General features: G+C 64.2%; 15 protein-coding genes. 2 read left to right on the top strand and 13 right to left on the bottom strand.

The window, feature by feature from the left end; genetic code table 11:
- Positions 1–24: 24 nt before the first annotated feature.
- Genes folP through dapE form a run of 3 tightly spaced genes read right to left on the bottom strand, consistent with a single transcriptional unit; the run spans position 25 to position 2929 of the window.
- Complete coding sequence (folP, locus tag L1F31_RS08045) at positions 25–924, bottom strand: dihydropteroate synthase (protein WP_265420125.1); 900 nt, start codon at positions 922–924, stop codon at positions 25–27.
- On the bottom strand, positions 921–1757 hold the full coding sequence (locus L1F31_RS08040; protein ID WP_265420124.1) for an LOG family protein: 837 nt from the start codon (positions 1755–1757) through the stop codon (positions 921–923). Before L1F31_RS08040 ends, folP begins: the two co-directional genes overlap by 4 nt.
- A gap of 5 nt (positions 1758–1762) precedes the next feature.
- Positions 1763–2929 (bottom strand): succinyl-diaminopimelate desuccinylase, encoded by a 1167-nt coding sequence (gene dapE, locus L1F31_RS08035; protein WP_265420123.1) that lies wholly within the window; start codon positions 2927–2929, stop codon positions 1763–1765.
- A 43-nt stretch (positions 2930–2972) separates the two neighbouring features.
- On the opposite strand from dapE, the gene dapD reads away from it, so the two are divergent.
- On the top strand, positions 2973–3917 hold the full coding sequence (gene dapD, locus L1F31_RS08030) for a 2,3,4,5-tetrahydropyridine-2,6-dicarboxylate N-succinyltransferase (RefSeq protein ID WP_265420122.1): 945 nt from the start codon (positions 2973–2975) through the stop codon (positions 3915–3917).
- A 569-nt stretch (positions 3918–4486) separates the two neighbouring features.
- Here dapD and L1F31_RS08025 read toward each other — a convergent pair.
- From L1F31_RS08025 to fdxA, 3 genes are all read right to left on the bottom strand, one after another.
- Entirely contained in the window at positions 4487–5770 is a 1284-nt protein-coding gene (locus tag L1F31_RS08025; protein WP_265420121.1) for a citrate synthase, read from the bottom strand.
- A gap of 275 nt (positions 5771–6045) precedes the next feature.
- The gene (gene dapC, locus L1F31_RS08020) at positions 6046–7167 is read right to left on the bottom strand and encodes a succinyldiaminopimelate transaminase (protein WP_265420120.1); all 1122 of its coding nucleotides are present in this window, start codon (positions 7165–7167) and stop codon (positions 6046–6048) included.
- Between the two features lie 3 nt (positions 7168–7170).
- A complete protein-coding gene (gene fdxA / locus L1F31_RS08015; RefSeq protein WP_265420119.1) occupies positions 7171–7497 on the bottom strand; it encodes a ferredoxin in 327 nt (108 codons plus the stop codon).
- A gap of 191 nt (positions 7498–7688) precedes the next feature.
- Here fdxA and L1F31_RS08010 point away from each other — a divergent pair, with 191 nt between their 5' ends.
- Positions 7689–8774, top strand: coding sequence for a GNAT family N-acetyltransferase (locus tag L1F31_RS08010; RefSeq protein ID WP_265420118.1), 1086 nt, complete (start codon positions 7689–7691; stop codon positions 8772–8774).
- A gap of 36 nt (positions 8775–8810) precedes the next feature.
- Here the strand turns inward: L1F31_RS08010 and L1F31_RS08005 are convergent, their stop codons facing one another.
- The 7 genes from L1F31_RS08005 to L1F31_RS07975 all read right to left on the bottom strand — a co-directional run bounded on the left by L1F31_RS08005 (position 8811) and on the right by L1F31_RS07975 (position 20403).
- A complete protein-coding gene (locus L1F31_RS08005; RefSeq protein ID WP_265420117.1) occupies positions 8811–10574 on the bottom strand; it encodes a VanW family protein in 1764 nt (587 codons plus the stop codon).
- Between the two features lie 48 nt (positions 10575–10622).
- Positions 10623–11945 carry a PIG-L family deacetylase gene (locus tag L1F31_RS08000; protein WP_265420116.1) on the bottom strand — a complete coding sequence of 441 codons (1323 nt, stop codon included), beginning with the start codon at positions 11943–11945 and terminating at the stop codon, positions 10623–10625.
- Between the two features lie 31 nt (positions 11946–11976).
- On the bottom strand, positions 11977–13887 hold the full coding sequence (gene typA, locus L1F31_RS07995) for a translational GTPase TypA (RefSeq protein ID WP_265420115.1): 1911 nt from the start codon (positions 13885–13887) through the stop codon (positions 11977–11979).
- A 105-nt stretch (positions 13888–13992) separates the two neighbouring features.
- The gene (locus L1F31_RS07990) at positions 13993–15921 is read right to left on the bottom strand and encodes an ABC transporter ATP-binding protein (RefSeq protein ID WP_265420114.1); all 1929 of its coding nucleotides are present in this window, start codon (positions 15919–15921) and stop codon (positions 13993–13995) included.
- Positions 15921–16952, bottom strand: coding sequence for an ABC transporter permease (locus tag L1F31_RS07985; protein WP_265420113.1), 1032 nt, complete (start codon positions 16950–16952; stop codon positions 15921–15923). Before L1F31_RS07985 ends, L1F31_RS07990 begins: the two co-directional genes overlap by 1 nt.
- Positions 16949–18493: an ABC transporter permease gene (locus tag L1F31_RS07980; RefSeq protein ID WP_265420112.1), complete on the bottom strand. Its 1545-nt coding sequence runs from the start codon at positions 18491–18493 to the stop codon at positions 16949–16951. Before L1F31_RS07980 ends, L1F31_RS07985 begins: the two co-directional genes overlap by 4 nt.
- A gap of 104 nt (positions 18494–18597) precedes the next feature.
- Complete coding sequence (locus L1F31_RS07975) at positions 18598–20403, bottom strand: ABC transporter family substrate-binding protein (protein ID WP_265420111.1); 1806 nt, start codon at positions 20401–20403, stop codon at positions 18598–18600.
- Between the last annotated feature and the right edge of the window lie 29 nt (positions 20404–20432).

The following is a 20432-nucleotide window of genomic DNA, read 5'->3' as shown; positions in this document are numbered from 1 at the left end:
CGCACAGACCCGTGCCTCGGACGCTCAGCGGAGGCCGCGCACGGTGTGTTTCGGGTCGGCTTCTCCGGTGATCGCAAGAGCCACAGCGATCGCGTCGGCCGTGGCGCGGACGTCATGGGTGCGGATCATCGACGCGCCCCTCTCCACAGCCAGAGCAGTGGCCGCGATGGTCCCGTGCAGCCGGTCTTCAGGGGAGACATCGCCGATGGTCTCGCCGATGAAGTCCTTCCGCGAGATCGCCAGGAGCACCGCGAATCCGGTCGCGGTGAAACGGGAGAGGTCGCGCAGCAGGCGCAGCGAATGGTAGGTGTTCTTCCCGAAGTCGGGGGTCGGATCGATGATGATCCGCTCGTCGGGGACACCGGCGGCACGCGCCGCCTCGGCGAGTTCGATGACTCCGCTCTCGGTGGCGTCGACGACGTCCCCGGCGTGGAGTCCGTACCTGTTGCGGTGGGCGTCGGTGCGTGGGTCCAGTCCCCCGGTGTGTGAGCACACGATGCCGACCTCGTGTCGGGCGGCGACTGCGGCCAGCTGGGGATCCACTCCGGCCCACGTGTCGTTGAGAAGTCCCGCACCGGCCCGGCAGGCTGCCTCGGCGACCTCATGGCGCCAGGTGTCGACGCTGATGAGCACGTCCGGGTGGGCGTCGGCGACGGCTTCGATGGTTGGGCACACGCGGTCGATCTCCTCGGCGACGGAGATCTCCCGGCCGCGACCTGCACGCACTCCCCCGATGTCGACGATCTGGGCGCCTTCGGCGGTGGCCGCGGCGACGGCGGAAATCGCCTCGTCGAGGGTGGCGGCGGATTCGTAGAACGAATCGGTGGTGCGGTTGATCACCGCCATGATCGCCGGCGAACCGGGTCGAGCCTGGCTGAGGTCGAATCGGGAGGTCTCGGCTGCGGAGTCTGTCCGGTCTTTCATGCTGGACTGCCGGGTCCGATCGCGGTCACGACCTCGTCGATGTCATCGGTGAGAGTGAACAGGGAGAAGTCCTTATCGCTGATGGTGCCGCTGGCGAGCAGGGTATCGCGCATCCAGTCGACGAGTCCCCGCCAGTAAGCGGTGCCGAAGAGGACGATCGGGAACGATGTGACCTTGCCGGTCTGGACCATGGTGAACGCTTCGAAGAGTTCGTCGAGGGTGCCGAAACCGCCGGGCATGACGACGAAACCGCGCGAGTACTTGAGGAACATCGTCTTGCGCACGAAGAAGTAGCGGAAGTTCACGCCGAGTTCGACATGCTCGTTCAGGCCCGACTCGAAAGGCAGTTCGATGCCCAGGCCGATGGACACCCCTCCGCCTTCGACCGCGCCGAGGTTGCCGGCTTCCATGATCCCCGGTCCTCCGCCGGTGATCACGGCATTGCCCGATTCGGCGAGGCGACGAGCGATCTCGCGGGTATCGGCATAGGCCTGGGTTCCGGCGTGGAGGCGAGCCGAGCCGAAGATCGAGACCGCCGGACCGATTTCGGCGAGGGAGCCGAATCCTTCGACGAATTCGGCTTGGATGCGCATGACCCGCCACGGATCTTCGTGCACCCAATCGGAACTCGATCCCGCTTCGAGCAGGCGCTGGTCCGTCGTCGTCTCCGGCACCTGGTCGCCGCGCAGCTGCAGCGGCCCCTTGTTGTAGACCCCGGGCTCAGTGCTGCTGGAGGGCTCGGTCTCGGCGGCGCTGTGGGATTCGGGCCCAACGCCGCTGGGCGCGGGCTCGGGCTCAGCGCCGCTGGGCGCGGGTTCGTCTCTGTCGTTCATCGTGGTCACCGGCCTTCGAGGTAGCTGCGCAGGGTACGGGTGGCCTGCTCCACCTCGGCGACTCTCACATGCTCGTCCGACTTATGAGCGTACAGCGGGTTGCCGGGACCGAAATTCACGGCCGGAACGCCGAGCGCGCTGAATCGGGACACGTCGGTCCATCCCAGCTTCGGGGCAGGCGACAGACCGAGGGTGTCGATGAAGTCCTGCGCGATCGCACGGTCGAGACCGGGTCGGGCACCTTCAGCGGCATCGGTGACGACGACGTCGAAGCCGGTGAAGAACTCGCGCAGGAACGCTTCGGCCTCGGCCGCCGACTTGCTCGGAGCGAACCGGTAGTTCACGGACACGACGCATTCGTCGGGAACGACGTTGCCGGCGACTCCCCCGCGGATGTTCACCGCGGACAGTGATTCGCGGTAGTCGAGGCCATCGACGGTGACAGTGTCCGTTTCGTGCTCGGCGAGCCGGGTGAGCACTTCGGCGGCGGCATGGATGGCGTTGACTCCCATGAATGCGCGCGCCGAATGGGCGCGCACGCCCGTGGTGGTGACATCGACGCGGATCGTGCCGTTGCAGCCGCCTTCGACCGAGGCGTTCGAGGGTTCGCCGAGGATCGCGAAGTCGCCGGCCAGCCAGTCAGGGTGGTTTCGGGCGACCCGCCCGAGGCCGTTGAGGGAGGCGTCGACCTCCTCATGATCGTAGAAGACCCAACTGACATCGCGATTCGGGTTTTCGAGCGCAGCGGCCGTGGACAGCTGCATAGCCACTCCGGCCTTCATATCGCAGGCACCGCGACCCCAGATCACGGCGTCGTCGGGATAGTCCTCACCGGTCATCGTGGTGCGCACCGGCGGCAGATTGTCTTCGACGGGAACGGTGTCGAGGTGCCCGGCGATGACGATTCGCTCAGCCAGGCCCAGATGGGTGCGGGCGACGATCGTGTCACCGTCACGGAGGATCTCGAGCGTGGGTCCGGCACCGGCGCTGATGCGTTCGAGCACGGCGACGACGGCATCGGCCAGTGTGGTCTCATTGCCCGAGACCGACTCGACGGCGCACAGTCGTCCGGTGAGCTCGGCCGGATCGTCGAGAGCGGCGAACAGGTAGTCCCCGAGGTCGGAACTCGGCGCGAATGTGGACTCGGTCTCAGCAGATGGATCGACAGTCATGTCTCTTAGCCTAGTACTGCCCCCACCGTCTAGGCTTGGGGGCATGACAGAACGCATCGTATCCGCACGTGGGCTCGCCACGATCCATTCCGACATCGTCCTCTCCGTCTGGTACCCCGCCCTGAGCACGGGCGACACCCACGAATCCGCCGAGGCGGCCGCCACCGCTCGAGCGGCCGACGACGGTCTCGACGCTCTGGTGGGAACCGACGACGCTCGCGGCACCCGTGCCGAAGTCGTGACCACCACGATCGATCTGGACGCCGGTCCCGCCTCGGCGGCGGATGCGTACCTGCGTCTGCACGCACTGTCCCACCGTCTGGTGACACCCAATGACGTCAACCTCGACGGGATCTTCGGTCATATCGCCAACGTCGTGTGGACCTCGTTCGGAGCCTGCTCGCCCGAAGACTTCGAAGCCACCCGCGCGAAGCTTCTGGCACGCGGACCTGTCGCCGTCTACGGGCTGGATAAGTTCCCCCGCATGACCGACTTCGTCATTCCCTCAGGTGTGCGCATCGCCGATGCCGACCGTGTCCGCCTCGGCGCGCACCTCGCATCCGGAACCACAGTCATGCACGAGGGCTTCGTGAACTTCAACGCCGGCACGCTCGGTTCGGCCATGGTCGAGGGACGCATCTCGCAGGGCGTCGTCGTCGGCGACGGTTCGGACATCGGCGGCGGCGCATCGATCATGGGCACGCTCTCCGGCGGCGGCACCCACCGGATCTCCATCGGCGCGGGCAGCCTCCTGGGCGCCAACGCCGGTGTGGGCATCTCGATCGGAGATGACTGCATCGTCGAGGCTGGCCTCTACATCACCGCCGGCACACGCGTGACGGTTCCCGGCGAGGACAATGCCGTGGTCAAGGCCGCCGAGCTCAGCGGGAAGAACAACATCCTCTTCCGCCGCAACTCGGTGTCCGGCACGGTCGAGGCCATCGCCCGCGATTCCAAGGGCATCGAACTCAACCCCGAGCTGCACTGATCGTCCGCTGACGACAGCCGTCTCGGATTCCTGCAGCCTTCCAGCTGCGCAGGGTTCCTACGGGGCGACGTGCGAGGGCGCGTTCACTTCATGTGAGCGCGCCCTCGTCGCATTCACACCAAAGGAGGGCACTCCGTCTTCTCCTCCAGTCAGCTGCACAACGCACTGGTCCTGCGGGAGGATTTGCGGCTGCCGGTGACTGATGCTGACGCGCCTGTAGGAGAAGCCGTCGGAGGTGAGGGGTGCTTTGAGGCCCGACGAGTCGCTGCACCACACTGGCTGGCTACAGAGGCGTGACGAGTGGTGGCTTCTTGCGGAGGCGTCGTCGGGCTGAGACGCAGGCATCACCCACCGCTGGCAGCTCAACACCGTGGTCCTGCAGGGTGTTATGCCGCCAGCGGTGACGGGTGCGTTGCAGGCTGTAGGAATAGTCGCTAACGGTGAGGGATGCGGCACGCGGACGCGCGGTGAATAGGCGACGGCGCCGGGCAGAGGATTCTGCTCCGGCGCCGTCCTGCGCTGACTGAGGCGACTGAGCAGTCAACTAAGCCGCAGGCTCAGCAACGGACTCAGCGGTCGCCGATGTCCTTGTAGTCGCGCGAGTGCGCTCCCGTGTAGATCTGGCGCGGGCGGCCGATCTTGGTCTCGGGGTCCTTGATCATCTCTCGCCACTGAGCAATCCAGCCGGGCAGACGACCGACGGAGAAGAGCACGGTGAACATGTTCGTCGGGAATCCGAGAGCCTTGTAGATGAGACCCGTGTAGAAGTCGACGTTCGGGTAGAGCTTGCGCTCGACGAAGTAGTCGTCCGCCAGCGCGATCTCCTCGAGCTGCTGCGCCAATTCGAGCAGCGGATCGCCGCCGGACCGTGCAAGCACCTCATCGGCGGTCTTCTTGATGATCTTCGCGCGCGGATCGTAGTTCTTATACACGCGGTGTCCGAAGCCCATGAGACGGACGCCGTCTTCCTTGTTCTTCACCCGTTCCATGAACTTCTTCGGGCCGTCATCAGATGCCGCAATCTGCTCGAGCATTTCGAGCACCGCGGAGTTCGCGCCGCCGTGCAGGGGCCCGGCCAGAGCATTGACCCCGGCCGAGATCGACTGGAACACATTGGCCTGCGACGAACCGACGAGACGCACGGTCGAGGTCGAGCAGTTCTGCTCGTGGTCGGCGTGGAGGATGAAGAGCTGATCCATGGCCTTCACAGCCAGCGGGTCCGGCTCGTACTCCTCAGCGGGAACACCGAAGTTCACGCGGAGGAAGTTCTCGACCAGACTCAGCGAGTTGTCGGGGTGGATGACCGGCAGACCCATGTTCTTCCGGTGAGCCAGAGCGGCGATGGTCGGCATCTTCGCGAGCAGGCGGAACGAGGAGGTGTCGATCTGTCCCTCGTCAAAGACATCGAGGTCATCTTGGTAGAACGTCGACAAAGCCGCGACTGCTGCTGCAACCATAGGCATCGGATGCGCATCGTAGGGGAACGCACGGAAGAAGCGACGCAGGTCCTCGTGGACGATCGTGTGTCCGCGCAGACGGGAGTCGAAAGCGTCGTACTGTTCCTGCGTCGGAAGCTCGCCATAGATGAGGAGGTAGCAGACTTCGACGAAGTTCGACTGCTCAGCGAGCTGTTCGATCGGGTACCCGCGGTACTGCAGCACACCTTCGTCACCGTCGATGAAGGTGATCGACGACGAGGTGGATGCGGTGTTGGCAAACCCTGGATCGTAGGTGACCGAGCCGGTCTCTTTCAGCAGAGAGCCGATACGGTATCCGTTGTTGCCCGCTGACGCCGACACCTCTGGCAGTGTCAGCTCCGTATCAGCGATCCTGAGGTTCGCCTCCGAAGTCATTCGATCTCCTCACCGTTGACGTACCTCAAGAACTTCCTGAGGTGTCTTGCACAGTTCTTTCAAAGACTACCGACAAGTGCGGGAATGAGAAAATCAGTTCACCCCGCATCTACCGGTCGGTAATACGGTTGATCTCGCCTGATGCGAGATTTTTCGCCCTGAATGCCGCCTTGGCACGACCTTGGCGGAACTTAAGAATTCAGGGATCGTCGCCTGTCCGGATCCGGCGCCGAGGCGGACCGACGTTGCCGTCGTCCGATGCCGAATCCCATGGCTCAGGCTGCAGCGAGCCGAAGCCTCTCCGCTGCGGCGGCGATGCGCTCATCGGTCGCCGTCAACGCGATCCGCACATGGTCATCGGCGGCCTCCCCGTAGAACTCTCCCGGTCCTGCGACGATGCCCAGCTCGGCGAGATCGGCTAGGGAGTCCCAGCAGCTCTTGCCCGCCGTCGACCACAGGTAGAGGCCGGCGGACGAGTGATCGATGCGGAATCCGAAGTCCTCGAGCCCCGATCGCAGCGTTTCACGTCGCTGCCGGTAGGTCTCCTTCTGTGCGAGCACGTGTGCGGTGTCGCGGAGCCCGGCGATCATGGCCGCCTGGATCGGGAAAGGAACGATCATTCCTGCGTGTTTGCGCGATTTGGTCAGATCCGCGATGAGCTCACCGTCTCCGGCGACGAATGCGGCGCGGTAGCCTGCAAGGTTCGACTGCTTTGACATCGAGTACACACTCAGCACGCCTGCGCATCCTTCCCCTGCCACCGAGAGCACACTGGGGGCCGGTTCGTCGGCTTCCCAGTTGAGCAGTCCATAGCATTCGTCGGAGGCGAGGACGACTCCGGCGGCGCGTGCGCGGCGGACCACCTCGGCGAGGGTTTCGGCGTCGAGCACTTCACCGGTCGGGTTGCTCGGAGTGTTGATCCACAGCAGGCCGATGCCCTCGAGCGGGGCTCCGGCGATGATATCGGCGGCATCGATGCGTTGGCACTCGACTCCCGCGATCGTCGCACCCATCTCATAGGTCGGGTATGCCGCGGATGGACAGGCCACGGCCAGTCCCCGCTGTCGCAGACCCAGAAGCGTCGGCAGCCAGGCTACGAGCTCCTTCGACCCGACGGTCGGCAGAATCTCCGAGGCGGGGTCGAGCTGGACGGAATGCCAGTGCTCGTACCACCAGGCGATCGCTTCGCGCAGTCCGGCGGTGCCCGCAGTCGTCGGATATCCGTGTGCGTCCGACGCCTCGGCCAGGGCCCGACGGATCACGTCAGGGGTGGGGTCGACAGGTGTGCCGATCGAGAGATCGCAGACTCCGTCGGGGTGTTCGGCAGCTCGGCTGCGGAATTCGGTGAGCCGGTCCCAAGGGTAATCTGGCAGGTCAAGTCCGTAGGAGTTCGGCATTGCTCAGACGTCGTGGCTCTGCGGCGGTAGGGCCGAGATGATCGGGTGGTCCTTGTGGGTGTTGCCGAGCTTGGCGGCGCCGCCGGGCGATCCGAGGTCGTCGAAGAATTCGACATTCGCCTTGTAGTATTCTTCCCATTCCTCCGGCACATCGTCTTCGTAGAAGATCGCTTCCACCGGGCAGACGGGTTCGCAGGCTCCGCAGTCGACGCACTCGTCGGGATGGATGTAGAGGCTGCGTTCGCCCTCGTAGATGCAGTCGACCGGGCATTCGTCGATGCAGGCCTTGTCCTTGAGATCGACACAGGGCTGGGCAATGATGTACGTCACTGGACTGACTCCTCGCAAGACTTACTGATGGTGCGCATATGCATCCCACAATACGCCTTCGCCGCAAACCTGTGACCATCCGTCTCAGGTGATCCGCGTTGCATCTGCCCCCGACCGCGATGATCTCCGACGGCAGGTCGACATGGTGTCATAGGCTGGGAGAACACAGTTCCGGCGGAGGAAGGCGAGAAGTGGACGATCTGCAGCCCGGCAGACGAGTGGTCGTGCGGTATGCGCTCGACCCCGGCGATACCCATTCGACGTCCGATGCGCTCGGTGTCGTCACCGCTGTGCACGAGGCCGGTGTCGAGATCGATACGAAGCGCGGTCCGCTGCGCATCGCCCGTGACCAGATCCTGCTCGTCCACGAAGTGCCGCCGGCGCCGACGAAGGCCGGACGGACCCATGAGATCGTCTCCGCCGTCGATCTGCGGCGCATCTCTGCCGCGGCCTGGCTGCCGCAGGATGTGTCCTGGCTGCACGTGGAGAACCTGCGCAACGAAGGAACCGAGTCCGGTGCAGATGTGGACCTGCTGCAGAAGGGCTGGCTGCTGCGCAGCTCCGAATCCGCGACCCGGCGGGCCAACAGCTGCCTGCCCGTGACCGATTCCGGCCTGGGCTGGGAACAGGCACTTGACGCAGTCGAGGAATGGTACCGAACCAGGGAGAAGCCCAGCCGGATCCAGATCTTCTCCGCCGATGATTCGACGGCGTTGGCGCCCGAATGCGAGGGGCTCGCTCCTCTGCTCTCAACCCGCTCCTACACCCCATCCGCAGCCGTGCTCCTGCTCACCGGTGCCACCGCGGAGGCCGCATCAGGTGCGTCCTCCCCCGCCGAGGCGGCCGCCCCCGGACTTGCCATCGACGTCTCCGATGCGCCGACCCCGGAGCATTTCGCAGCGTGGACGAGTCAGCGCAGCCCCGGTGAAGCACCCGGTTCGGCCGACGCCTTCCGAGCACTCGTCACCGCTGACCAGCCGTGTGAGTTCGTCACCGCCTACGCTCAGCACCCCGACGGGTCCCGATCGATGGTTGCCGCCTGCCGAGTCGTGGAGCGCAGCAAATGGGGTGTCATCACGAACCTGATCACCCGCCCCGACCTGCGTCGCCGTGGGGCGGGCCGGTCGGTCGTCCAGGCGGCCGCGGCACTGCTGTCCCAGCGTGGGGTGCGCTCCTACCTCGTCGATATCGACGTCGGCAACGAGGCTTCGATCAACCTGTTCACCTCACTCGGTGCGACGGTTCGCCACCGGTCCTGGTACGCCGAGCAGAGCTGAGAGCAGAACAGGGCTGAGCGCCGAACAGCGCTGAGTTCAGCCCTTGCACTCGACCTTGTTCACCGGCCGGTAGACGGTGGTGAAGTCATCCTTCGTCGTTCGCCCGGTGCTGACGTCCTTGAGGGTGCGAGTGATCTTGATCGACCAACCGCCCTTGGGTGCCTGCGGGGTGCATGACGATCCGCTCTCGGTGACGGTTCCCGGCGAGGTGTGATTGAAACGGTCGGAGGCGTCGGCGGAGACGTCGTACTTCTTGACGCCGAAGACCTTCGCGTGGACTTCCCCGCCCTTGAGGTACATGTCGAGGACGACCGGTGACTTCGTGGTGTTCGTGAACTTCAGGTCGATCGAGGACCAGTCGAGCGTCGTCTCACGGCCTTCGGGATAGCGAGAGATATAGCGCGAATGCGCCTGATGCTCGTCGAGGTCGAATCCGGCGAAGAATGCAGCGTTGAACAGAGTCGTCGACACCTGCGAGACTCCCCCGCCGAAGTCTTCCTTCATCTGCCCGTCCGAGATCACACCGGCCGGTTTGTACCCGTTCGCTGCGGTGCGCTGACCCAGGGCCTCGTTGAGGGAGAACTGCTCACCGGGCTGCAGCACGGTGCCGGAGACCTTCTTCGAGGCCACCCGCAGATTGTTGTCGCGGTTGGGTTCGGAGTTGTATCCGGTGGAGAAATGCGAAACGGTCGAGGACACATCGGCCTTCTCCGCCTCCTTCGTCGTGAAGTCCGGTTTCACCGAGGCCAGAGTCACGGTGGGCTTGTCGTCCTTGCCCTCGATCACATCGGTGACGGCGGTGCTCAGTTCCTTCGCCTTGATTCCGATGCCGTTTTCGGCGGGCACGACCTCAGGCTTTCCGTCCTTGATGGTGAAGCTCGCGTCCTTCGCAGGTTTCCCGATGTCCTTGTTCGCAGCCAGCACCGACTCCTGGAGTGCGTCCTGGTCGAAGACCGGCACGAGTTTGGAGTCCTCGGCCTTGAACGTCAGCGTCTTCGCGATGATCTTCGGGGAGACGCTGAGCTCTCCGCCCTTCACGGACGAATCAGCGTCCTTGCCGGGCTTCGCGGTGATCGTCACGTCTCCGCTCACCGCATCGGTGGCGAAGCCGTCGGCCGTCTCCTTCGCCTCGGCCGTGGTGATATCCGGTTCGACTGCGCTTGGCTTCACGGGCAGAGCATCGTCGTGGCGCAGCCAGTGCTTGTCGATGGCTGTGCGCACCTGTTCGGCGTCGACGGACTGTCCGTCTGCGCCGTCTTTGACCTTCGGAGCGGTCTTCTCGAAGCTCAGTTCGGCGTTCGTCGGTTCGACGGCCAGGGATTCTGTGACCTTCGCGGTGGCGGAGTCGAACTTCTTCTCATCGACCTCGATGACCGGGGCGACATCGTCTTTGCCGAAGAGTCGATGCCAGATGACGGTGGGGTCGAGGGAGAATCCGGTGACGCGGTCGACGGTCGCCTCGGCGTCGAAGGTGATGCCGGCCTTGGACGGATCGAGTTTTGCGGTCGATTCGCCGGCTTGGAGAACAATGGTCTTCTCCGCGGGCTCCCGCAGATCGTTGCGCAGGGTGTTCTCCGCCTCGGTGGCGCTCTTGCCGCCGATGTCGATGCCGGCGACGGTGGTGCCGGCCCCCAGCACTCGTCCGCTGAAGAATCCGAGAGCAATATAGATTGCCGCGAGCACGATGACGATGAGGAGGACGACGAAGGGCCAGATCTTCTTCTTCGGTTCGTCGTCACCGGCCGGGTTGCGCCGGCTGGGGTACGAGTTTCCGTCGGATAGTGTCTGAGTCGGCATCATTCTCCCGAGAGTGTCGAAGACGACTGGTTCGGCTGTGTGCGAACGAGTCTAGCGAGTCCCTTTCCGTCCGTACACGCTGATGAACGAGAACACTGCGGCCAACAGCATCGGGCCCAGCAGCCACGCGACGGAACGCAGCATCCCGGTGACGATCATGTCCGCACCAGGCAGCCAGTTCGTCTGTGCGAGCACGTAGGTGAGCACCGCGATGACGATGGCGGCCACGAGCATCGGACCGCTGCTGCGATACATCGTCTTCAGATGCCACAGGCCCGCCGCCGCCAACAGCAGAGACAGTACGAGTCCCCAGGGCAGGATGAGCGGAACATCGCCGAGGTTGACCACCGTGGCGTTGAGGTGCTGCATGGCGCCGAGGAAGGCGATGAGCACGGCGAGCACCGCGGCATGCAGGTAGGCGAAGATGCCGGGCTTCTTCGGTTCGCGGCGACGACGCAGCGGAGCAGCGCCTGCGGCCTGCTCCTGAGCTTCGACGGCTGAGAGATCGAGGCCGGTGAGCACGTGCGGGGCCGGCCCCTCCCGCAGCGCCTCGGCAGGAATGTCGGCTCCGGCTCCGATGGAGAAGTATTCGTGATCGCCGATGGCCTGACCGACGCCGTTCGACAGGGCGAAGAACCTGCCGGAGACGCTGACCTGGGTGCGGTGGGCCTCCAGGGCGGATCGCTTCGCTGCGAGAACGGAGCTCACGTCCTGATCGACGACGATCCGGCCGACAGGAGGTTTGGCTGGGATCGTCTCGGCGGCGGCGAATCCGGTGGCCGAGAATCCGTCCTGGGTGGGGTCGAAGTTTCGGCGGGCCACCTCGGTGGGGGTGTCGACGCAGAGCAGTCGACCGGTCCGCCACTCGGCGAGGTCGATCGCAGCCTTCGTCGCCTCATGCACCCGGACGTGGTCGGGGTGGCCGTAGCCGCCGTTCGCGGCGTAGGTGATGACTGCGTGCGGTGTCACGGCATCGATGACTGCAGCGATGTGGCGGCCAGCAGTCGTGATGTCCGCCGCGCACAGCGCATCGTCGGGCATCGAGGAGGCCGGCCGGGCATGCCCGTCAGGTCCCCATTCCATCCCCGAGTCTTCGAAGGTGCGGGTGGTTCCGCCGAGGAAGGCGTGCATCCTCACTCCGAGGGCACGCATCGCCTCGGCGATCTCCTGTTCGCGCACCTTCGCTAGGCCCGCGCGATCACCTTCGAGGTGCCGCAGTTCGGCCGGGATGACCTCGCCGCCCTCACCGCGCGTGGCGGTGAGGACGGTCACCTCGGCACCCTCGGAGACCAATGCCGCGATCGTGCCGCCCGTCGTGATCGTCTCATCGTCGGGATGAGCGTGCACGAAGAGGACGCGTGGGGTGATGGTCATCTGTTCCTGGGTGCTCATACGGTGGGAGGGATCAGGCGTTCTGGCGGCGCAGCTTGGCGTAGAGCTTCGCGCGTTCCTTCTGATCGAGTTCGACCTTGCGGATGCGGATCGCGCCCGGGGTGACCTCGACGCATTCGTCCTCGCGGGCGAATTCGAGGCTCTCCTCCAGGGTGAGCCTGCGCGGCGGGGTGAGGTTCTCGAAGCTGTCCGCCGATGCCGAGCGCATGTTCGTCAGCTTCTTCTCCTTCGTGATGTTGACGTCCATATCGTCGGCACGCGAGTTCTCGCCGACGATCTGTCCCTCATACACCTCGGAGGTGGGTTCGACGAAGAAGGTGCCGCGATCCTGCAGGTTGATCATCGCATACGGGGTGACGACGCCGGGGCGGTCGGCCACGAGCGAACCGTTGATGCGGAACTCGATGTTGCCGGCCCAGGGACCGTAGCCTGCCGAGATCGTGTTCACGATGCCGGTGCCGCGGGTCTCGGTGAGGAACCGGGTGCGGAACCCGATGAGACCGCGGGCGGGGACCTTGAATTCCATGCGCACCCAGCCGGTGCCGTGGTTCGTCATCGTCGCCATGACGCCCTTGCGGGCGGCGAACAGCTGCGTGACGGCGCCGAGGTAGTCCTCCGGAACGTCGATCGTGACGTCTTCGAAGGGCTCATGGAGCTTGCCGTCGACCTGCTTGGTCACGACCTGCGGCTTGCCGACGGTGAGCTCGAAGCCCTCACGGCGCATCTGCTCGACGAGGATGGCCAGTGCCAGCTCGCCGCGGCCCTGCACCTCCCATGCGTCGGGGCGCTCGGTCGGGACGACCTTGAGCGAGACGTTGCCGACGAGTTCCTGGTCGAGGCGGTCCTTGACCATGCGGGCGGTGACCTTGGTGCCCTTCTCACGGCCGGCCAGCGGCGAGGTGTTGATGCCCACGGTCATCGAGATCGCCGGATCGTCGATGATGATCGCCGGCAGCGGCTTCGGGTTGTTCATATCGGTGAGCGTGTCACCGATCATGATGTCCGGGATGCCGGCGACGGCGACGATGTCACCGGCCGAGGCCTCGGTAGCCGGAACACGATCGAGACCCTGGGTCTCGAGCAGTTCGGTGATCTTCACCGAGCTGATGTCGTCGCCGCGGGCCCAGGCGACCTGCTGGCCCTTCTTCAGCGTGCCGCCGAAGATGCGCAGCAGTGCCAGACGGCCGAGGAACGGCGAGGCGTCGAGGTTGGTGACATGGGCCTGGAGGATTCCGTCGGAGTTGATCTCCGGTGCCGGGATCGTCTCGAGGATCGTCTTGAACAGCGGTTCGAGGTCAGGGTTGTCCGGGACCTCTCCGTCGGCGGGCTGTTCGAGGGAGGCGGCACCTGCCTTCGCGGCGGCGTAGACGACGGGGACGTCGAGGACGGCGTCGACGTCGAGGTCGGGGACCTCATCGGCGAGATCGGAGGCCAGACCCAGGAGGAGGTCCTGAGCTTCCTCGACGACTCCGTCGATGCGGGCATCGGCACGGTCGGTCTTGTTGATGAGCAGGATCACCGGCAGCTTCGCGGCCAGGGCCTTGCGCAGCACGAAGCGCGTCTGCGGCAGCGGACCTTCGGAGGCGTCGACGAGGAGGACGACTCCGTCGACCATGGACAGTCCGCGTTCGACCTCGCCGCCGAAGTCGGCGTGGCCGGGGGTGTCGATGACGTTGATGACGATGGGGTCGTCGCCGGCCGACGGTCCGTTGTAGAGGACCGAGGTGTTCTTCGCGAGGATGGTGATGCCCTTCTCGCGTTCGAGATCGCCTGAGTCCATGACGCGTTCGGCGAAGTCGCCGTGTTCGCTGAACACACCGGTCTGCCGGAGCATGGCATCGACCAGCGTGGTCTTGCCGTGGTCGACGTGAGCGACGATTGCTACGTTGCGGCGGTTTTCCCGTCGTGTGATGGCTTCAGTCATCAAGAACCTTTTGAGATAGAGAGATCGGTCCAGCCCGGACCCAACAGACAATTATACGGCCACCCGCACACTCTCGCGTGCAGGTGGCCGTAAGGGCGAGTGAACTCAGGCGTTCATCGTGGCTTCGAGGACCGCGTCGCGGGCCTCACGGCGCTTGCGCTGCTCCTTCGGATCCGGCACCGGAACCGCGGACAGCAGCCGCTGGGTGTACGGGTGAACCGGATTCGACACGACCTGCGAGGACCTGCCGATCTCGACGAGGTAGCCGTGCCGCATCACCGCGATGCGTTCGGCGATCCGCTCGACCACAGCCAGGTCGTGGCTGATGAACAGGCATGCGAAGCCGTACTCCTGCTGCAGCCCCTCGAACAGGTCGAGCACCTTCGCCTGCACGGACACGTCGAGTGCCGAGGTGGGCTCATCGGCGATGAGCAGCTTCGGACGCAGCGTCAGCGCCCGAGCGATGCCGATGCGCTGGCGCTGACCGCCGGAGAGTTCGTGCGGGTACCGGTTGCGCATCGACGTCGGCAGCTCGACCGCGGTCAGCAGCTCCTCGACTCGACGACTGAGCTTCGGACCCTTCATCCCCTCGTGGAGATACAGGGGCTCGCCGATCGACTCACCGACGGGCAGGCGCGGGTTGAGCGACGACCCCGGATCCTGGAACACGATTCCGACCTCTTTGCGCAGAGGACGCATCTGCTTATTGCTCAGGCCCTTGATGCTCTTGCCGTTGACGACCATATCGCCTTCGACGGTGGGCAGCAGGCCGAGAGCGGCACGGCCGATCGTGGTCTTGCCCGAACCGGACTCACCGACCAGACCCACGACTTCTCCGGGAGCGATCATGAGGTTGATGTGGTGAGCGGCGCGGAAGGCCTTCTTCCGACCCGAAGCGGGATACTCGATCGCGGCGTCGCGCAGCTGCAGCGCCGATGGCTTCGAGAAGTCGGCCTGCGAACCGGGATGGTAGTACGTCTCCGTCGAATCCATCTCGATGTCGGGTCGCGTGGTCTCTGTGGCCTCGGCACGTGCCTCGGCCACTGCCATGTCCGCGCTGCCCGCCTCGGTGAGACCGTCACCGCCGAGTCCGGAGTCGGGCTGTCCGACCGGATCCGCAGCGTGATCGGCCTGATCGGAGCTGATATCGCTCAATGACGATTCGACGTCGCTGATGCTTGCGCCGAACGCTTCGCCTTCGGTTCCCGCACCGAGGTGGGGCACCGCTTCGAGCAGCTGCTTCGTGTACGGGTGCTGCGCTTTGTAGAAGATGTCCTCCGCAGTGCCCGCCTCGACGACCTTGCCGGCGCGCATGACGATGATGGCATCGGCCATATCGGCTACGACGCCCATATCGTGGGTGATGAGGATGATTCCCGCGTCGAGCTTCGACTTCAGCTCACGCATGAGCTTGAGGATCTCAGCCTGCACCGTGACGTCGAGAGCCGTGGTCGGCTCGTCTGCGATGAGCAGCTTCGGCTGACACGCCAGGGCCTGCGCGATCATGATGCGCTGACGCTGACCGCCGGAGAGCTGGTGCGGGAACGAGTGGAATCGATCCTCCGGGTCCGGGATCTCGACGAGGCGCATGAGCTCGAGGGCCCGTTCCTTGGCCTCGCGAGGTCCGATGTCGAGGTGGACTCGCAGCGTCTCGACGATCTGATAGCCGGCGGTGTAGACCGGATTGAGCGCTGTCATCGGCTCCTGGAAGATCACCGAGATGTCATTGCCGCGGACGTGCTGCATCTTCTCAGGCGGCATGCCGATGAGCTCGCGGCCGTTGAGTACGGCCGAACCGGAGGCTCGACCATTGGACGGCAGCAGGCCGAGCAGAGACATGCTCGACTGTGACTTTCCGGATCCCGACTCACCGACGATGGCCAGCACCTCACCGGCGTTGACGGTGTAGTTCAGATGTTCGGCGGCCATCCACCATTCATCGCTGACCCAGAACTTCACGCCGAGGTCTTTGACCTCGAGGATCGGCGTTCCCTTTGCGGATTCGGTGGTCGAAGGTGTGGACTGTTCAGTCATCACTTCGCCCCTTTCTGCGCCATGCGCTCGGCCTTCTTCATCTTCCTCCAGCTCGGGATGGTCTTCATCCGCGGGTCGAAGGCGTCACGCAGACCGTCGCCGATGAAGTTCACGCACAGTGCGATGACGATGATGAACAGGCCGGGCCACCAGAACAGCCACGGACGGGTGGCGAACGACGTCTGGTATTCGCTGATGAGCTGACCCAACGAGATGCCGGGCGGTTTGATGCCGAAGCCGAGGTAGCTCAGCGACGCCTCGAGCACGATGGCCTGGCTCATGATCAGCGTGGTGTTGACGATGATGACGCCCATGGCGTTGGGCAGCATGTGCTTGAACATGATCCGGAAGTCACTCGCCCCGGCGACGCGCGCCGAATCGACGAATTCGCGTTCGCGCAGGGACATGAAGTCACCGCGGACGAGACGTGCGAGGCCGACCCAGAGGATGCAGCCCAGCGCCACACCGAGCAGCGGGCCGCTTGCTCCGCCGACGAGGACGCCGAGGATCGAACCGACGACGATGACCGGCAGGATGATGAAGCCGTCGGTGATGCGCATCAGAACCGAGTCGACCCAACCGCGGTAGTAGCCTGCCACGGCGCCGACGATCGTGCCGATGATCAGGCACACGATGCCGATGATGAACATGACGATGAGGGAGATCTGCGTCCCCTTCATCACCCGGGCGAAGTTGTCGCGGCCGATCTCGTCCTGCCCGAAGGGATGGTCACCCAGCGAGAAGAGGTTCGAGAACGACCAGGTCGGTGCGCCGCCGGGGTTGAGGACGGGTCCCGACGCAGTGTGGCTGAACTTCCACCAGCCGGGCACAACGCCGAAGCCCTGGGCGCTGAAGGCGAAGATCGCCACGAGGACGAGGACGACGATGGAGATCATCGCGCCCTTGTGCCGGAGGAACTTGCGCAGGACGATCTTGCCCTGCGACAGACCTTCGGTTTCCTTCGACTCGATCGCGTTGTCCCCGACTTCGTCGAGAGCGAGAGCCTTCTGATTGTCGTTGTTGGTACTCATGCATTCACTCGGATTCTCGGGTCGAGGACGGCGTAGAGGAAGTCCGCGACCAGGTTGGCGATGATGGCGAGCAGCCCCGTGATCAGGATGTATGCCATGACCGGATCGAGCTCGGCGTTGCGCATCGAGTCGATGAAGAGCTTGCCCATGCCGTTCCAGCCGAAGATCGTCTCCGTGATCACGGCGCCGCCGATCATCGTGATGATGTCGACGGGGACGATCGACGCCAGCGGCAGCAGCGCATTGCGCATCGCATGGCGCATGATCACCGTGCGTTCATTGAGACCCTTGGCACGTGCTGTGCGGATGTAGTCCTGCCCCATCACCTCGAGCATCGAACCACGCGTATAACGGGTGTACGAGGCGAAGGAGATGAGAACCAGGGCGATCGAGGGCAGCAGCAGGTGGGTGAACGAATCGAGGTTCGTGATCCAGAAGTCCCCGTCGATGTTCGGTGCCGACGCTCCGATCGTCGCAATCGGACGATTGTTGATCGCCGGATCGTCGGAATACTCCTGCCAGCCCTGGAGCACGCGGTCGGCGAAGATGAGGACGGCCACGATGACTGCGGTGAAGCTGGTCGTGCGAGCGGTGTCCCAGGGGTCGGGCCCGCGGAAGGCGAGGCCGACGCCGATGGCCACGGCGATCGCGACGATGAGCAGGCCGAACATCCACAGCCAGTTCATCTCGACGTAGTAGAAGAGGTACTGCAGAGGCATGTAGAGCAGGGCGCCGATGACGGCGATGCTCAGCGAGGCGTAGAGGACTCTTCTGTTCTTCAGTCCCGTCGACAGATAGGTCATGACGACGGCGGCTCCGAGGCCGATGACGATGACGCCGACGACTCCGATGCTCGGGTGCTGCATCCAACCGCTGGCGAGGATGTAGTAGATCGTCGCGAAGGTGATCAGCGCGGCGGCACCGAAGGTGATGACGCGCCGTTTCGCGCCGCCGCCCAGCGCACCCATCCAGAACAGGCCCATGGCCACGCAGAAGATGATGATCGGCCACCAGGAATCCAATGTCGGATCATTGATGAAGTTGTTGATGTCGATCGCTCCGTACTGCTTGAGCAGCACCGCCACCCAGAACACGGGAAGCGAGTAGAGAAGGAACGAGACGAAGGTGATGAAGTAGTCGAAGCCCGAGTATTGGCGGATGGCTGAGATCATGCCGACGGCGATGCCGAGGATGATGGCCACGATCGTCGAAGCGGTGATGAGCTTGATCGTGTTGATGATCGCGCCCTGCAGCTGATCGGTGACCTCTTGGCCGGACTTCCAGGCGATGCCGAAATCACATTGGCCGATGGCGCATCCGCCGACGCCTGCCAGCCACTTGAAGTAGCGGACGACTGCGGGAGTGTCGAGATCAAGGAGCCGTCGACGCGACTCGTAGAGAGCTTCGATGTTCGGGGAGGTGCTCGCGCGCAGGTCCCAGAAGAAGTCCAGGGCGACGTTGAGCAGCAGGTAGAGGACGAAGGTGACGACGAGGAGCACAAGTGCCGTCGACAGCAATCGTCGAAGGATGAATCTGATCATAATGGGGGTTCCGTTTCAATCTTCCGAAAACGCCGCTGTGGGGACCACACAGTGATCCCCACAGAAGGCTTGGGTGGAGAAGAACCGATCGCGTCAGACGCTGATCAGTTCACTTCCCACTCCCAGTAGTTCCAGAACATCGTCGGCGACACGGCGGTCGACTTCACGTTCTTGACGCTGTCGCGATAGATCGTCAGTTCGGGGAACTGGAAGATCGGCGCGCCGAAGGCGTCCTCGGTCAGCTGCTTCTCCATCTGGATGAGCAGATCCTGCTGCTGGTCCTCCTTGGACACGAGCAGCTTGTCGAGGATCTTGTCCATCTTCTCGTTCGAGTAGCCGCCGTAGTTGTTCTGAGCGCCGGTGCGGAAGTTCGCATCGTTCTCGGTCACACCGGTGCCCTCGGACTGCCAGCCGAACAGCGAGACGTCGTAGGTGCCGTCGCCGAGGCGGGTGCCCCAGTTGACGTCGCCGACGTCCTTGATCTTGAAACCGGCCTTTTCGGCCGACTCCTTGATCAGCTGGAACTCCTGCTGACGACGCGAGTTCGTGTTGTCGTACATGACGCGCACGGTCGGGGCGTCCACTCCGGCTTCCTTGAGCAGCTTCTTCGCGGCCGCGACATCACCGTCAGCGGCGTCGGCGACGCCGTTGACCTTCGTGATCGCGTCGTACATCGGCGAACCGGGCACCTGCGAGTACGAATCGCGGGTGGTTGCCTTGTCGTTGAGCGGCTTGATGATCTTCTCGACGATGTCCTCGCGGGGCAGAGCCTTGAGGAACGCCTGACGGACCTTCTTCGCCTTCTCTTCGTCGCCGCCGTTGGCAGCGGGATCGAACGGACCCTTGTTGTCGAAGGTGAAGTCGACGTGCTCGTAGGTCGCACCATCGGCCGCATCGACGTTGACGCCTTCGATGTCTTCGGCGGCGGAGAGGACGTCGGCGGTCGCCTGCGGCTGGGTCATGTCGACCTCGCCGTTCTCGATCGCCTGGATCATGGCCATCGGGTCGCCGTTGTAGCGGACCGTGACGGTCTTGACCTTCGGCTTGATGGGACCGGTGTACTTGTCGTCGAGTTCGAGGGTCACGTACTGGCCCTCTTCGAACTTCGTCATCTTGTACGGGCCGTTGTGGACCAGCAGGTCCTCGTCCTTCGGCATCGAGGTGAAGTCGAACCCGGTGTTCCACATGTTCGAGATCTTCGACAGGGCGGCAGTGTCCTTGTCCTTGATGGCCTTGAGGATCGCGTCCTTGCCCTTCTGGGGGTCGTCGACGCCCAGAGCCTTCTTCGCCACGATGTGTGCGGGAACGCCGACGCCGTCGGCGCCGGTGCCGAACTCCGTCTGCCAGTCCGCGTACGGCTTCGAGTACTCGAGGGTGATCTCCTTGCCGTCCTCGGAGATCTCCGGGAACTTCTTGACCAAGGCCGAACCTGCGGTCGACGAGTCGAAGTAGACGGTCTTTCCGTCGTTCTTCTTCACCGAACCGTCGTCGTTGTTGTTCGACTCGACGGTGTTGAAGTTCGCCGAGGTGCCGGCCCAGGTCAGCGCGAGGTCAGCGGCATCGACGGGGGTTCCGTCCGACCACTTGGCATCGTCGTTGAAGGTGTACTTGACCTTGAGCGGATCGTCGGAGACCTTTTCGATCTTGCCGAGAGAGCCTTCCTGCACCTCGAGCTTGTCGTCGTAGTAGCCGAAGTTGTCATTCATCATGTAGGTGAGAATGGCGTTCGACGTCGCGTTGCCGTTGGCGGTCAGAGTGTTCATCGACCGGAAGGATTCGTTCCATCCGATGTTGACTGCGGTGTCCTTCGATGCCTCTTCGTCATCGCCGCCGCCAGGGGGTGTGCAGGCGGTGAGCACCATTGCAGCGGCAGCCACGGAGGCGCCGGCCGCGAGGAAGCGCTTGTTCACGTTCTCTCCTTGTTGTCTTAGGGCGAGTC

Origin of the sequence: Brevibacterium spongiae (assembly GCF_026168515.1) — a bacterium.
In the GTDB taxonomy this organism is placed as follows: domain Bacteria; phylum Actinomycetota; class Actinomycetes; order Actinomycetales; family Brevibacteriaceae; genus Brevibacterium; species Brevibacterium spongiae.
This window is presented reverse-complemented; position numbering and strand designations above follow the sequence as displayed.